At 63.6% G+C, this 15,202-nt stretch carries 11 protein-coding genes and 1 riboswitch; of the genes, 1 reads left to right on the forward strand and 10 read right to left on the reverse strand.

Going from position 1 to position 15,202, the window contains the following annotated elements:
* From pdeM to ACP5E6_RS03735, 3 genes are all read right to left on the reverse strand, one after another.
* Window positions 1–641 (reverse strand): ligase-associated DNA damage response endonuclease PdeM (gene pdeM / locus ACP5E6_RS03725; protein ID WP_427951861.1); only part of this gene is annotated, 641 nt, incomplete at its 3' end.
* A gap of 28 nt (window positions 642–669) precedes the next feature.
* Window positions 670–3,120, reverse strand: coding sequence for a ligase-associated DNA damage response DEXH box helicase (locus ACP5E6_RS03730; protein ID WP_427951864.1), 2,451 nt, complete (start codon window positions 3,118–3,120; stop codon window positions 670–672).
* 150 nt (window positions 3,121–3,270) lie between these two features.
* The gene (locus tag ACP5E6_RS03735; RefSeq protein WP_427951867.1) at window positions 3,271–4,329 is read right to left on the reverse strand and encodes a HoxN/HupN/NixA family nickel/cobalt transporter; all 1,059 of its coding nucleotides are present in this window, start codon (window positions 4,327–4,329) and stop codon (window positions 3,271–3,273) included.
* Window positions 4,330–4,366: 37 nt separating this feature from the next.
* A riboswitch (cobalamin riboswitch) is annotated at window positions 4,367–4,632 on the reverse strand.
* A 423-nt stretch (window positions 4,633–5,055) separates the two neighbouring features.
* Here ACP5E6_RS03735 and ACP5E6_RS03740 point away from each other — a divergent pair.
* On the forward strand, window positions 5,056–7,440 hold the full coding sequence (locus tag ACP5E6_RS03740; protein WP_427951870.1) for a 1-deoxy-D-xylulose-5-phosphate synthase N-terminal domain-containing protein: 2,385 nt from the start codon (window positions 5,056–5,058) through the stop codon (window positions 7,438–7,440).
* A gap of 46 nt (window positions 7,441–7,486) precedes the next feature.
* Here ACP5E6_RS03740 and hpf read toward each other — a convergent pair whose 3' ends face one another.
* The 7 genes from hpf to cpaB form a co-directional block, all read right to left on the reverse strand.
* A complete protein-coding gene (gene hpf, locus ACP5E6_RS03745; protein ID WP_427951872.1) occupies window positions 7,487–8,101 on the reverse strand; it encodes a ribosome hibernation-promoting factor, HPF/YfiA family in 615 nt (204 codons plus the stop codon).
* Between the two features lie 52 nt (window positions 8,102–8,153).
* Complete coding sequence (gene rpoN / locus ACP5E6_RS03750) at window positions 8,154–9,635, reverse strand: RNA polymerase factor sigma-54 (RefSeq protein ID WP_427951875.1); 1,482 nt, start codon at window positions 9,633–9,635, stop codon at window positions 8,154–8,156.
* 351 nt (window positions 9,636–9,986) lie between these two features.
* On the reverse strand, window positions 9,987–10,904 hold the full coding sequence (locus tag ACP5E6_RS03755; RefSeq protein WP_427951877.1) for a type II secretion system F family protein: 918 nt from the start codon (window positions 10,902–10,904) through the stop codon (window positions 9,987–9,989).
* 9 nt (window positions 10,905–10,913) lie between these two features.
* Complete coding sequence (locus ACP5E6_RS03760; RefSeq protein ID WP_427951880.1) at window positions 10,914–11,870, reverse strand: type II secretion system F family protein; 957 nt, start codon at window positions 11,868–11,870, stop codon at window positions 10,914–10,916.
* Entirely contained in the window at window positions 11,867–13,219 is a 1,353-nt protein-coding gene (locus ACP5E6_RS03765; RefSeq protein WP_427951883.1) for a CpaF family protein, read from the reverse strand. Before ACP5E6_RS03765 ends, ACP5E6_RS03760 begins: the two co-directional genes overlap by 4 nt.
* Window positions 13,219–14,421, reverse strand: a complete 1,203-nt coding sequence (locus tag ACP5E6_RS03770) for an AAA family ATPase (protein ID WP_427951886.1) — start codon at window positions 14,419–14,421, stop codon at window positions 13,219–13,221. The genes ACP5E6_RS03765 and ACP5E6_RS03770 overlap by 1 nt, the downstream gene beginning before the upstream one ends.
* Window positions 14,418–15,202 (reverse strand): Flp pilus assembly protein CpaB (gene cpaB / locus ACP5E6_RS03775; protein WP_427951889.1); only part of this gene is annotated, 785 nt, incomplete at its 5' end. The genes cpaB and ACP5E6_RS03770, both read right to left, overlap by 4 nt.

A 15,202-nucleotide genomic window follows, 5' to 3' on the forward strand; every position in this document is an offset into this window, starting at 1 on the left:
GGAAACGCGAAGACCCGTTCGCGGCTGAGCAGAAACACCTGCCCGCCGCGCGGGAACAGCGCGCGGATCGGCGCGGCGCTCACGTCCAGCCCGCCGGTATAGGCGCCGAAGGAGGGCAGCAGCACGCGGTGCTGGTCGGTCACGAAACACGGGCGGCCGACCGCAGCGGCGCGGGTTGCGATCCGCGCCTTGGGGTGAAAATGGCCGGAGAACTCGATCATGCCGGGCGCGACCGGGCCGGCCTGATGGCGGAAGACGCAATCGCCATCCTCCAACGCCTCCGGCCCACGCAAGGCTTGGTCATGATTGCCGGCGATCCAGACGAAGCGATGCGCCGCACCCATCCGCGCGAGGCGGGCCGAATCCTCCGGCGCGAGCCGCTCCGGGCCGCCTTCGTCGTGGAACGAATCGCCGAGCGCGATCACGGTCTCCGGCGTGTAACGCCGCAACAGCAGAGCGAGGCGATCGAGCGTCGCGCGCGTGTCGTAGGGCGGCACCAGCGTGCCGCGCACCGCGCGCGACGAGGCTTTTTCGAGGTGCAGATCGGCGACGATCAGGGCACGGCGCGACGGCCAGAACACCACCCCGGCGGGGTCGAGCATGAAACGGTCACCGGCGCGATGGATCGGGGCTGCATTCATGCCCGCCTCCATTCCATATCGCGGCGTGTCACGCCAGATGGACATGCGACGTGACACCGGCCTCCGCCAGCAGGGCCTCCGCTTCGGCGAGCAGCGCATCCTCCGCCTCGCCGCCGCGCACCTGCTCGCGGCCGATTTCGAGCAGCACCGGCACCGCAAGCGGCGAGACCCGCTTGAGCCGCCGGTGGGTGATCCGCCCGTGCACGCGTTCGAGCATCCCGGCGATCCGCGCGAGATCGACGAGCCCATGCGCGGCGTCCGCCCGTGTCGCGCGGAGCAGAATATGGGTCGGGTCATGTTTGCGGAGCACATCATAGATCAGATCGGTATTGATACTGACTTGTCTACGGCTGCGCTCGCCGCCCGGATGCGTCCGTTCGATCAACCCCGCGATCACCGCGACGTTGCGGAAGCTGCGTTTGAGCATGGTGCTTTCCGCCATCCAGGATTCGAGGTCGTCGCCCAGCATGTCCTGCTCGAACAGCCGGGCAATGTCGTGCGGTTCGCGCGCACACCACACGCCGAGCACGTAATCGGTCGCAACGAACCCCAAAGGCTGATCGCCGAACCGCTCCAGCCGCCGGGTGATCAGCATGCCGAGCGCCTGATGCGCCTGCCGCCCCTCGAAACAATAGGCGACCAGATACCACCGGCCGCCGCGCGGAAACGTCTCGACCAGCAGGTCGTCCGGCGCCGGCAGCGAGGAGCGCGCCGCCTGCAATTCCAGCCATTCGCGCACCGGGTCGGGGAAATGCACCCATTGCGCCGTGTTGTGCAGCATGGCGCGCACCCGATCGGCCAGGTTGGTGCTCAGCGGCATCCGCCCGCCGACATAGGTGGGGATTTTCGGCTCGCCCACGCCGCCATCCGCCGCGATCACGCTGGTCTCGCGGATGCCGACGAAACGCAGCCGCCGTCCGGCGAACAGGAACGTGTCGCCCGGCGTCAGCATCGAGACGAAATACTCCTCGATCTCGCCGAGCGTGATGCCGCCGCCGCGCCCGCCGCCCAGCTTCACTTTCAGCACCGGCGCTTCGACGATCGTGCCGATATTCATCCGAAACAGCTGCACGATGCGGGCGTTGCGGACATGAACCAACCCGTCCGCATCCCGGAACAATTTGCGGTAGCGCTCATACACCGCGAGCGCGTAGCCGCCATCCTCGACGTAGCGGACCACATCGTCGAAATCCCGGCGCGGCAGATCGGCATAGGGAGCGGCGCGGCACACCTCGACGAACAGATCATCGGGGTGGAACGGCCCGGCGCAGGCGCGGCCGAGCACATGCTGGGCCAGCACATCGAGCGCGCCCTCACGCGGCGGATCGCCGTCGAGATCGAGTGCCGCAACCCCTTCGATCGCGGCGGCACATTCCAGCACCTCGAACCGGTTGGCCGGCACCAGCAGCGCGCGGGAGGTCTCATCGAGCCGATGATTGGCCCGGCCCAGCCGCTGCATCAGCCGCGATACCCCCTTGGGCGCAGCCACCTGGATCACCTGATCGACCGCCGCCCAATCGATCCCGAGATCGAGCGAGGAGGTCGCCACCACCGCGCGCAAATGCCCCGCCGCCATCGCCGCCTCCACCTTGCGGCGCTGGCCGACATCGAGACTGCCGTGATGCAGCGCGATCGGCAGCGTTTCCTCATTGTGCCGCCACAGCGCCTCGAACATCAATTCCGCCTGCGCGCGGGTGTTGACGAACACGATGGTCATGCGTGCCGCGCGGATCTGCTGCAAAATCGCCTCGGCCGCCATCAGCCCCATATGGCCCGACCACGGCATCCGCCCCGGCGCGATCAGCAGGCCGATCTCGGGCGCCGCACCGGCCTCGCCCAGCACCAGCCGCGTCGCCCCGCCGCGCCCGTCGGGCGAGAGCCAGTTCAGCATTGCACGCGGGTGAGCAACTGTCGCGGACAGGCCGATCCGCAGGGCTTCGGGGGCCAGCGCGTGCAGCCGCGCCAGGCACAAAGCCAGTTGATCGCCGCGCTTGGTGCCGGCGAGCGCATGGATTTCATCGAGCACGATCACCGCGAGATCGGCGAAATAATTCGCCGCCTCCGGCTGATACAGCAACAGCGCAAGGCTCTCCGGCGTGGTCAGCAGAATATGCGGCGGATCGCGCCGTTGCCGGGCGCGCCGGTTCGCCGGCGTATCGCCGGTGCGGGTTTCGATGCGGATCGGCAGCGCCATCTCGGCGATCGGTGCTTCGAGATTACGCGCAATATCAGTGGCGAGCGCTTTCAACGGGCTGATATACAACGTATGCAGCCGGGGGCGCGCATCCTCGGCCAGCGCGATCAAACTCGGCAGAAACCCCGCCAGCGTCTTGCCGCCGCCGGTGGGTGCGATCAGCAACGCGTTTTCCCCCGAACCCACCGCATCGAGCACCGCCATCTGGTGTGGCCGCACGATCCAGCCGCGCGCGGCGAACCAGGTATTGAACCGGACCGGGAGTGACGTTTCGCTTTTGTTCACGATTGAGATATAGTGCGGATCGTATCGAAGGGAATCAAACCCGTCGCCACAGCGGCCATGTCCTCCAAAAATGGACTGGCCGAGCCGCGCGCCGAACCATCGCCGACCGGCGCAATACGGCATCGGGTCATCGCGCCGGAGTCTTTGGCGTCAGCCGCCGCCGACCTCGAACTCATCGAGCCGGCTGACGCGATAGACCACCACTGAAACGATCCACGCGACGGCAAAAATCCCGATGATCCCGAACCCCAACATGCCGAAATGATTGTTGATTTCGGCCATCCGGTCCCAGAACCAGCCGCGCAAGCGCATCTCTCCGCCGATTAACCCGAGTGTTTCCACTCCACCGATCAACAGCGCGATTGCGACCGACACCAGCGTGATCGTCAAATTATAATATAATTTGCGAATCGGTTTCACGAACGCCCAGCCATAGGCCCCCAGCATCAAAACACCGTCGGTCGTGTCGATCAGCGACATCCCAGCCGAAAACAAGGCGGGGAACGCAAGGATCGACCAAACCGGCATCCCCTTGCCCGCCTCCGCCGCGGCAACCGTCAGCAGGCTCACCTCGGTTGCGGTATCGAATCCGAGGCCAAACAGAAACCCCACCCCCAACATTTGCCAGCTATGCTCCACCATTCGGAACAACGGCCGCAGAATGCGGGCGATCAGCCCGCGGTTATTGAGCAGGATGTTGAAATCATCATCGTCATAGGCGCCACCGCCTCTCACATGGCGGAAAATCCGATAGGTCGAGCGCGCAATCATCAGATTCATGACCGCCATCACCAGCAGAAACACGCCCGACACCAGCGTACCGACGATCCCGGCCAGATCGTTGAAATGATTGAAACCATCCGAAATCCGCATCACCGTCACCGCGATGATGATGGTTCCGATGAACAGCACCGCCGAGTGGCCGATCGAAAAGAAAAACCCCACCGCCACCGGTCGCTTACCCTCTTGCATCAGCTTGCGGGTCACATTGTCGATCGCGGCGATATGATCGGCATCCACCGCATGGCGCAGCCCAAATCCATAGGCCAACAGCGCCGTGCCAAGCAACACCGGATGGGCATGAAACGCGATCAGCGCATAGGCCGCAGTCGCCAGATTAAAGGCGACCAGGAAACCATAAATCCCGATCACCTTGCCCCTTACATCAGAGCCTTCGTCGCGAAAAATACGTCCCAGAACCGTGAACATCAGTATCATCCGCCTCCGGAGCACCCCGCCCGGCGGCATGGTCGGCGCGACGACGGCAGGTCTCCTGGCTCACGGTTTGCGCACCCGGCTCACACCGGACACGATCATCACCAGCCCCGCCTTCCCGAACCCTTGGGTCCAGTGGCCCGCTCACCTCAACGCCAGGCGAACGAACGGACCGACAACTCACCGTTGACAGTTGCGGGGGCAGCTACCGACTTGCTCCCGGACCACAGGCCCCGCCGAAGCGCACGATATTCCCTTTTACTCCGCTCGCGCGGGACCGTCGACGCGAAAGGCTAACACGCACGGCCCAACACGGCAATCAATGCCACAGCGACATGGCCTCCCTCTGATGGGGACTGAGGACCGACTCAGGGAAGGGGGCACCGATCGAATCCGATGGGCGAAGGTGCTCGTGGATGCAGTCCTGACCAGAATTGTCAATTATCCACGAGCACGGTTATTCCGGCGCGTTTGTCTCCGGCGCGTCATCCCGGTTATATTTGCTCAAATAAAGCCGTCCGTTGTCATCGTCGCTTCGAAGGTCTGAAAACCGCCACCACCCTTTCCGCGAATTAATCGATAGCGCGTTTGGTGGCGGTTGTATGTGATGCAGATCACATTCCGGATCGTGATTTGCGATGAACCGTAATGGCGAAAATGCGTGTCATACCGTGGGCGCCGGGTTATAAGGCGCGTCGGAACGTGCTTGAGGGGTTGGAGATGGACAAGATTGTCGCCGAACCGCGGTTTGACGACGATGCGACGGCATCCTCCGCCGATTTCGCATCGCTATACCTGATTGAGCGCAAGCTGTTGTGGCTGTCGTCATGGATGATCCACAATGCCAATCATCTTCGCCCGAATCGGGATGGCTTGAAGGTGGGGGGGCATCAGGCGTCCTGCGCGTCGGTGGTGTCGATCATGACGGCGCTTTATTTCCATATCCTGCGCCCGCAGGATCGTGTGGCAGTCAAGCCGCATGCCGGGCCGGTGTTGCACGCGATCAATTATCTGTTCGGGCGGCAGACCGTCGATAAAATGGCGGGGTTGCGTCAGGTGGGAGGCGCGCAGGCCTATCCCTCCCGCACCAAGGACGGCGGCGAGATCGATTTTTCCACCGGATCGGTCGGGCTGGGGGTTGCCATTACCTCCTTCGCCGGGCTGATCCAGGATTACCTCCGCGCGCATGACATGGTGTCACCCGAACGTCCCGTATCGCGCCATGTCGCGATTGCGGGCGATGCCGAACTTGATGAGGGTAATATCTACGAGGCACTGCTCGAAGGCTGGAAGCACGATGTCCGTGATGTTTGGTGGGTGGTGGATTATAACCGCCAGAGTCTCGACTCAGTGATGCCGGACCGTCTGTTCGGGCGGTTCGAGGGGTTGTTCCGGGATATGGGCTGGAACGTGATGAGCCTGAAATACGGCAAGGCGCTCGAAGCCGCATTTCGCAAGCCGGGCGGGACCGCTCTGCGCGCCTGGATCGATGATTGCCCGAATTCGCTCTACTCCGCGCTGACGTTTCAAGGCGGAGCAGCGTGGCGTCAGGCCCTGCTGGCGGATCTGGGCCGGTCGCGCGGGGTGCGTGCGATCATCGATCCGATGACCGATGAATCACTGGCCGGTTTGATGACCAACCTCGCCGGTCATGACCTGCCGACCCTGATCGAAGCCTTCACCGCGGCGGCGCGATCGGATCAACCGACCTGTTTTCTGGCCTACACCACAAAAGGTGCCGGACTGCCTTTCGCCGGCCACAAGGACAATCATTCCGGCCTGATGAACGAAGAGCAGATGAACGCCTTCCGCAGCCTGATGCAGATCCGCGAAGGTCATGAATGGGATGCATATGAAGGTATCCCGCAGCCCGACCGGTTGCGTCATTTCGTGGCGTCGGTGCCGTTCGCAACGCCGCTTACCCCGACCGGGCGGACGCTGGCAGCGCCAATGGTGCCGGTTCCCGACGTCTTGCCGCACGGAAGCTTCGCAGGCCGCAAAATGTCAACCCAGGGTGCCTTCGGCGAGATGTTGTCGGAAATCGGTCGCGGCACGGGTGACTGCGCCGACCTCGCCCGGCACATCGTGACGATGAGCCCTGACGTGACCGTTTCCACCAGCCTGGGGCCCTGGGTCAACCGACGCGGCGTCTTTGACCGGCACACCCGCAACGATGTGTTTCGCGACTCCAAGCTGGCATCGGCGCAGCGCTGGGGGATGAGTCCGGAAGGCCAGCATATCGAACTCGGCATCGCCGAACAGAACCTGTTCCTGCTGCTCGCCGCCGCCGGGCTCGCCGCACCAATGCAGGGCGCCCGGCTCTTGCCGATCGGCACGGTATACGACCCCTTCGTCAATCGCGGCCACGACGCGCTGGTATACGGCTGTTATCAGGATGCGCGGTTCATGCTCGTGGCAACGCCCTCCGGCATTACACTGGCGCCGGAGGGCGGGCAGCATCAGTCGACCAACACGCCGCTGCTCGGCATGGTGCAGGACCGGATCGCCGCTTATGAGCCAGCCTATGCCGATGAATTCGCGATCCTGTTCCGCCACGGATTTGATTGGATGCAACGGCCGGAGGGATCCTCGGTCTGGTTTCGGCTTTCGACCCGGCAGCTCGACCAACCGGACCGGCCGCTCGATCCCGCGGCGGTGATCGCCGGCGCGCATTGGGTCGCGCCACCTGCCGCGGGTGCCCGGCTGGCGATCATCTACCAGGGTGCCGTCGCGCCCGAGGCCGAAGCCGCCTTCGCCGCGCTGCGCGAGGATGAACCCGGTGCGGGATTGATGGCGATCACCAGCCCCGATCGGCTGTTCGCCAATTGGCGCGCGGCACAGAGGGCGCGGCGGAATGGCGATGCCGGTGCTCAGGCGCATATCGAGACCCTGTTGGCCCCCTTGTCACCCGACGCAGGCCTGGTGACAGTGCTCGACGGGCACCCCAGCACCCATGCCTGGCTTGGCGGCGTGCGCGGTCAGCGTATCCAGACGCTCGGCCCCGACCATTTCGGACAATCAGGGGACATTCCCGATTTGTATCGCATCTACGGCATCGACGAGGACGCCATTTTGAGCGCATGCGCCGCCGTGATGTTGGGGTAAGACGGATCGGGCCACGGATCATACCGTGGCCCGGCCCGAGCCGGCCCTACCCGATGGTCGAGCTGTCGATCCAGCCGATGTTCCCGTCGCTGCGCCGATAGACCACGTTCAGCGCGCGGTTGGTGGAATTGCGGAACATCAGCACCGGTTGGTCGGCCAGGTCCATCCGCATCACCGCCTCGCTGACCGAGAGAAAGGCGATTTCGGTGACCGTTTCCGCGACGACTGCGGCGTGAGGCCCGGTATCGGGGCCGGTGGCGAGGTCGTGCGCGGCGCCGTTCGGGAGTGTGGCGTCGTCGCGGTCATAAACCTCGCGCAGGACGAACTGACGGGCCGCCTCAGGCCGTTCCCGCCCGGCGATTTCACGGGCGTGCTCGTTCACCCGGCGACGATACCGGCGCAGACGCTTGGCGATATGTTCGGCCGCATCGTCGAACGCCGCATGGGCGTCGGCCGCCTCTCCCTCGCCGCGCAAGGTCAGGCCACGCGCGGCGTGGACGTTGATGTCACAGGTGAAAAAACTGCGGGCGCGGCTGAACGTGACATTGGCTTCGAGGGCGTGATCGAAATACTTGGTCGAGATCACGTCGAGGTGGTTGGCCACATGAACGCGGAGTGCGTCTGACAGATCGACTTGCTTGCCGGAGACCGTGATATGCATCACCAGGATCCTTGTTTGTTCGTGCGTGTTGCCGGCTCGTCATCCGATCGGGTCAGGGCTCCACAGAAAGTCCTTTGTCCCGCTTGCGCTGCGCCGAGCCGGGAATGCGCATCGCCTCGCGGTATTTGGCCACAGTTCGACGCGCGATGTCTATGCCTTCCGTTTGTAACAATTTGGCCACGGCCTCGTCGGACAGGACGACATGGGGTGGCTCACCTTCGATCAGCGCTGAAATACGGTGGCGTACCGCCTCCGCGCTGTGGCTCTCGCCGTTCGTACCCGCCAGCGCGGTGGTGAAAAAGAATTTCATCTCGAAAATACCGCGCGGAGTCGCGATCACCTTGTTGGATGTCACCCGGCTGACCGTGCTCTCGTGAACATCGAGCGCAGCGGCGACTTCGCGCAGGGTGAGCGGCTTGAGGTAGCCGATGCCGAAGCGGAAAAAACCGTCCTGATGCTGCACAATCTCGCCGGCGACCCGCAGGATGGTGTCGGCCCGCGACTCCAGCGCGCGGATCAGCCAATTCGCGCTCTGGATTCGATCGGAGAGGAATTGTTTGGTCTCGCGGGAGGCCTTGGCCGCCATGCGCGCGTGAAAACCGCGCCGGATCAGCACACGCGGCATGGTCTCGGGATTGAGCTCCAAAATGTAATCGCCGTCCGGACCCTGGCGCATCAGCACATCCGGGATCAGTGGGGTAATCGGCCCGGAGTCGAAACCGGCGCCGGGCTTGGGATTGAGGCGCTTGAGTTCGGCAATCATATCGCGCAGGTCTTCGGCATCAACCCCGCAGATTTCCATCAAGCTCCGGTGATCCCGCCGGGCCAGCAGATCCAGATTGGCGATCAATGCCGCCATGGCGGGATCGAGCCGGTTGCGTTCGGCAAGCTGTGCTGCAAGGCATTCCGCCAGATCGCGGGCAAAAATGCCGGTCGGATCGAATTGAAGCATGACTTGGCGAACCGCTTCGAGCGCAGCGATCGGAATGCCGAGGGCGGCGGCGATGATTTCGGGCGGATCGACCAACCGTCCTGAACCATCGAGCGCCATCAGCAGGGCGGCCGCGATCCGGCGTTGTGCCGGATCAGAGAACGCCAGCCTGATCTGCTGCTCGAGATGTTCGCGCAGATCCGGCGGACGATCGGCGATCTGGCCGATCCAATCCTCATCGCCGAACCCCGCATCGCCGTCACCGCCGCGGTCCGATGCGGTGCCGACATCATAGACATTCGAAAAATCGGTATCGAGGGGGGTCTGAACCGCCGCTGACTCGGCCCCGTCCGCGACCGGCTCGCTACTCTGTGGCGGCGGCGCCAATTCCCTCAAGGGCGGCTCGCCTTGGCCTGCCGACGGGATTTGCGGCGAGATGTCAGGCTCGTCGCGCTCAATCAGCGGGTTCTTCAGCAATTCATCTTCGATGAATTGATTGACCTCGGTATTGGTAAATTGCAGCAACTGGATGGCCTGCCGCAACTGCGGCGTCATCACCAGTGATTGGGTCTGCCTTAAATCAAGCCGTGGTCCCAGTGACATGCATGGATCATACCAATTTTTTCCCCCGAGTGGAATATCGCTTTGCGCATTGTGGTGCGATTTTTGCATCCACACGAGCCGAGCGTGGCCAAGGGCATCTTCGCGTGAGGGCAGCGCGCGTCAGGCGAGCGCGATGTATGTGCTTATCAACCAAAGGCGGCGAGATTGAACGGCCTCAATCGTTCGTTCTCAGGGCGCAGCGCTTACCCCCGCGCGATACGCCTCGCTGTGTCCCAGAGCGATATGCGATTAAGTTGACGCGACAGCGGCAACATAATCGCATGAAATCGCTCGAAAAAACATAGAGCTAGAGCGTTGAGCTGAAAGCATAACGCTCTAGCGGCACCGGCATCAGAACGCAGCCATGATCTTCAGCACCGCCGGTCCGCCGACCACCATGAAAACGCAGGGAAGGATGAAAATGATCATCGGCAGGGTCAGCAAAACCGGAAGTCGCGCGGCGCGCTCCTCAAATCGCGTCAGCTGTTCCTGGCGCAATTCAGCGGACAAGGTGCGCAGTGCCTGGGTGAGCGGCGTGCCATACTGGATGGTCTGGATCAGGGTCGATCCCAGGCGTTTGAGACTGTCGAGTCCGGTTCGAACACCGAGCGCCGTCAGCGCATCACGCACGTTATTACCGATCCTCATCTCGTTCGACGTGATCGTCAGCTCCTGCGCAACGGCCGGATGCGTCTCGTGGATTTCGCTGGCAACACGGGCGAGCCCCGGTTCCAGGCTCAAGCCGGCGTCGGCGCAGATCACCATCAGGTCGAGCGCATCAGCCAATCCGGCTTCAACGCGTTTGACGAATCGTTTCCGGCGCTGCTGGATCACCATGTCGGGCACCAGCAGACCGATAATGGCCGAGCCCCCGATCAAGCCGATCCGGAGCAGTTCGCCAAGACTCGTCAACGCCGTCATACCGAAGGCGATGGCGGGCAACGTGACCATCATCAACAGTTTCGCGCCGACAAAAAGGCCAAGCGCGCCCTGATCCCGGATGCCCGCCATGCGCAACGTGTGGCGCAGATCGGCCAGGGTCTTCGCGCTCAGCAGACCGCTGCGGGCGATCGCGAAACCCAGCCCGATGATGATGCGGATATGAACCGGTTGCTGGTCGTCCTTGTCCTCGGCCGCAACCGAGAGGCCCCCGGCACGCGCAATGCGACGGGCGAGTTTCTCCTCCTCGATCACGAGTTTCAGCATCACGATCGCAAAACCGGACATGACCAGAAAGAACACCGGAACGCCGATCAGCAGCAGATTCATCGGAACCCCCTAGCTCAAGCTGCGGCGGATGATCGATCGCATCGCGAGGCTGCCCATCACAAGCGTGCCGATCGCCATGCCGAGGATGACATGGCCTTTTTTGGTAACGAACAACACGCCAAGATATCGCGGTTGGATCAGCTCGATGCCGAGACCGGCAACGATCGGCAGAACGCCGAGAATCAGGGCGCTGGTGCGTGCCTCCGAGGCCAGAGCATAACCCCGGGCCTTCATCGCCACGCGTTTGCGGATCACATCGGACAGTGTCTCCAGTGTCTGCGCCAATCCGCCCCCGGCGCGCGCCTGCAGACTGAGGGCGGTGGCAAAGAAACCGTATTCGGGCAGGCGCGAACGCTCGGCGAGGCTGCGCAACGCCTGATCGAGCGGCGTGCCGATCGCGACCTGATCGGCGATGCGGGCAAACTCGGCACCCGTCGGCTTCGGCATGTCGCGCGCAATGATCCGCAACGCCTCCTGCACCGGAATCCCGACCCTGACGCAGCGTACGATCGTCGCCAGCGTGTCGGGAAACTGGTTCAGCAGCGCCGATGACCGCCGGGCATGGACATTGGCGAACACCGAGCGGGCGATCAGGATCGCCATCACCGGCCACAACAACATGGAAAACGCGCCGAACACCATGGCGATCAGCAGAATCACCACCCGCGCCACGATAACGGCGGCGAGCAGGATCGCCCACCAGGGAATCGGGTAATCCGGCGCGCGGATCAAATCGACGCCGAAGACCGCCAGCACCGACCCGAGCGGGCGCTTGAATCGCGCAAACGGATGGGCCGCTTTCGGCTTTTCATCGGTTTCGAGAATAACCAGCCCGTTGGTCACCCGATCGAGCCGTTCGTTCAAACGTCGTTGCAGACGATCGGCGGCATAGACACTGTAGCCAACCACGATCAGACCGGCGGTCATCACCAGGCTCAGGGCCAGAAGCAACGGCAGTTGGGTCATGATCGACTCGCTTCTTCCAGCGCCGCCGCCCAGGGGCGGGCGAGGCCAAAATAGGTCAACCGTTCGTGGAAGCTGGAGCGCGCCCGCGAGACGATATATCTGCCGATCAACCGTCCGGTCGTGTCCTCGCCCTGGGTTTCATATTTGAAAATATCGTTGAGCAATGGCGTTTCGCCCTCGATTCCGGCGATTTCGGTGAGTTGGATCACGCGCCGGCCGCCATCGCGCTGACGCTCGACCTGAACAATCAGATTAACCGCCGAAACCACCTGCATGCGAATCGCGCGCGGCGACAGGCCCATGCTCGCCATCTGCACCATGTTCTCAATACGGGCCAAGGCATCGCGGGTGTTGTTGGCATGGATGGTGGACATCGAACCGTCGTGGCCGGTATTCATCGCCTGTAGCATATCGAACGCTTCGGGCCCGCGTACCTCGCCGATGATGATCCGGTCCGGGCGCATGCGCAGCGCGTTACGGAGCAGGTCGCGCTGGTTGATTTCACCCTTGCCTTCGAGGTTGAGCGGCCGGGTTTCGAGGCGCACGATATGGGGTTGCTGCAATTGGAGTTCGGCGGCGTCCTCGACAGTAACGATACGTTCGGCCGGATCGATGAAGCTGCTCATGGCGTTCATCATGGTGGTCTTGCCGGAACCGGTGCCGCCGGAAATCACCACATTCAGCCGGCACCGCGCGGCGATTTCCAAAATACGCGCGATCGGCGGGGTGAGCGAACCGTATTCGATCAGCTTGGCGAAGCTGATCGGCTTTTTGGCGAATTTGCGGATCGACAGACAGGGACCATCGATCGCCAGCGGCGGCAGCACAATATTGACGCGCGAACCGTCCTTCAGTCTCGCATCCACCATCGGGCTCGATTCATCGACTCGCCTGCCCACCGAGGCGGCAATGCGCTGGCAGATATTGGCAAGATGGGCCGAGTCGCGAAACCGCACCGGCAGTTGTTCGAGCTTGCCGCGTTTTTCGACGAAAACCCGTTCAGGACCGTTCACCATGATGTCGGTGATGGTGTCGTCCTCGAGCAGGGGTTCGAGCGGGCCGAGACCGAGCATATCATCGACCAGTTCGCCAGCGATCTGGTGTTGCTCACGGCTATTGAGCTGAATCCGATGCTCCGTTGCGAGTTCGGCCAGCATGATCTCGACGGCATTAAGCAGGCGCGGCGGCGACAGGGTAGCGATCACCGAGGCGTCGATCTTGGCGAGGCAGAGCGTGCGGATCAGATCGACGTCTTCCTGCCGGATTCCGACCGGCGGCTCGGCCTCCGTCGGCACCAAACTAGGAGGCAAATCGCTGGGGCGTCGCCCGAAGACGGGACCGCCGTCCATCAGCTTGCGCCGGCTGCCGAGGTGACGCCCAGCACCTCAGCCAGCTTGACGATCGCGGTGCGGAACGCGCCTTTCTGACCGACCATGCATTCACCTAAATCGCTGGCGCGGCCGGCGGCGGCGGCCATGTCAGGAACCAGGACAGCGAGTTCGGTCCCCAATTCGGCTTCGATCAGCTTGGGATCCATGCCGCGTTTGCGCTGATATTTGTTCAGAACGACGATCGGGCGATGGGTCTGCATGACCCCGTCGGGCAGGGCCAGCCATCGCCTGGCCATCCGCACGCTCTGCGGCGTCGCATCGGTAATCACCATCCGCTGCTGCGCCAGCGACAGGATTTCGGCGGCAAAGCCAAGCGGGTGGGTCGGCACGTCGGCGATCACGAAATTGTAGCGCAGCCGCAGCGCCGCCGACAGGGCGCGCCCGCCGCCGGCGCGATAGGTCCATTTTTCGGTGAGCGCTTCTTCGGCGGCAAGAACATGCAGCCGCTCGTTGACCGGCTGGGCGGCACGCTCGATCAACAGGGGATCGATCCGTTCCGGTGCGTCGAGCGCGCTGCGCAGGCCGGTACTGGGTGCCACATTGGCGGCGAGGGCGGCGCTGCCACTGTGGAGGTCGGCATCGAGCAAAATAGTATGGCGGCGAATTTCCCCGCCGATCAGCCATGCCAGATTGGTGGCGATGGTGGTAACCCCAACGCCGCCGCAGGCACCGCATAACGCGATCATCGTACCGCCGCGTACCGGTTCGGTCTTCGGTTCCGCACCGATCGCCCAGGGCAGAAACTCGCTGAGAATGGCGGCGGGTTCGAGCGGCTTGGGTAGGTACTCCTTGATGCCGAGGTTGCGGGTCAGGTTGCGGTAGAAGCTGACGCTGCGGTTCTCCCCGATCACTAGGACGCGGGTGCCGGGATCGACCACGGTTTCGAGTTGCAGGATCGCCGAGAGCGGCTGGTCTTCGCCGGAAATGTCGATCAGAATGGTCCTTGGCGTCTCGATCCGTCCCAGCATTTCGATCGATTGGCGAAACGGCAATTGGTGCAAGGTAAGCCCGCCCGGAAATTCCGGCCCGAGCGTGGCGCGCAGGACGTGAGCGGCTTCCGCATCCCGGACAAAGCCCATGAACCCCTGACGCTCGATGCCGAGCGATGACACCGGCGTCGCATAACTGGGTTCCGACAGCAGGGTTTTCAGGTCGGTCATTGCACGGTGGTGGGCTGATCGGAGGAGGACTGATCGGGGGAGGACTGGCTAGGCGTGAACTGGCTCTGCTGCGACGGACCCTGATAGATCGTCATGCTGCCACCGGCCATCGGGCCGCTGACGGCGGCGAGCGCCGGCGAAACCTGGCCGCTGTAAACCGGCGGTGGCGGCGCGAGGCGGGGGTGCGCCGCGCCATCGGTCGGGCGAACGATCAGCGACAGCGGGCCGAGATGAGCCGCGACATCGACGCGCTCAGCCTCATCCGGCGTGACTTCGAGCGTGACGGTGCGGGCCATGGCGGCTTCCTTGCCCTGCGTATTGGCGCCCTGGACCAGGCGTTGATCGATCGCGATGACCCGCACGTCCGACAGCACGGTTTCGGCGGCGACGCTTTTCGACGGCGGCAAATTCGGGGCGGACAGGCTTTGGGTCAGGATGAGATCGACGTGATCGCCCGGCCAGATCAGCCCGGCGGTGCCGGTGATGGCATCGACCCCGACGGAGACGGCCCGCATGCCCGGTTTCAGCACGGCGGCGAGGAAACCATGGTCACCGGGGCGGATCACTTCACTCGCCATCAGCACCGCGCCGGCGTCGAGCGGGTGGCGCACCATGGCGCCGGTATAGGCGGAGCGGTTGGCCGGCGTATCGAGCACGGCCCCAACCGGCGGCTTGACGCCGGTTTCGGCGACTGTGGTGAAATCCGCCGGCTGGATCAGGCTGCCGGCACGCAGCGGATGAGCGGTAGCGAGGAGCAGGATTTTCTGGACGGAGGCGACAG

The organism is Acidiphilium sp. (assembly GCF_049977125.1).
Lineage (GTDB): Bacteria > Pseudomonadota > Alphaproteobacteria > Acetobacterales > Acetobacteraceae > Acidiphilium.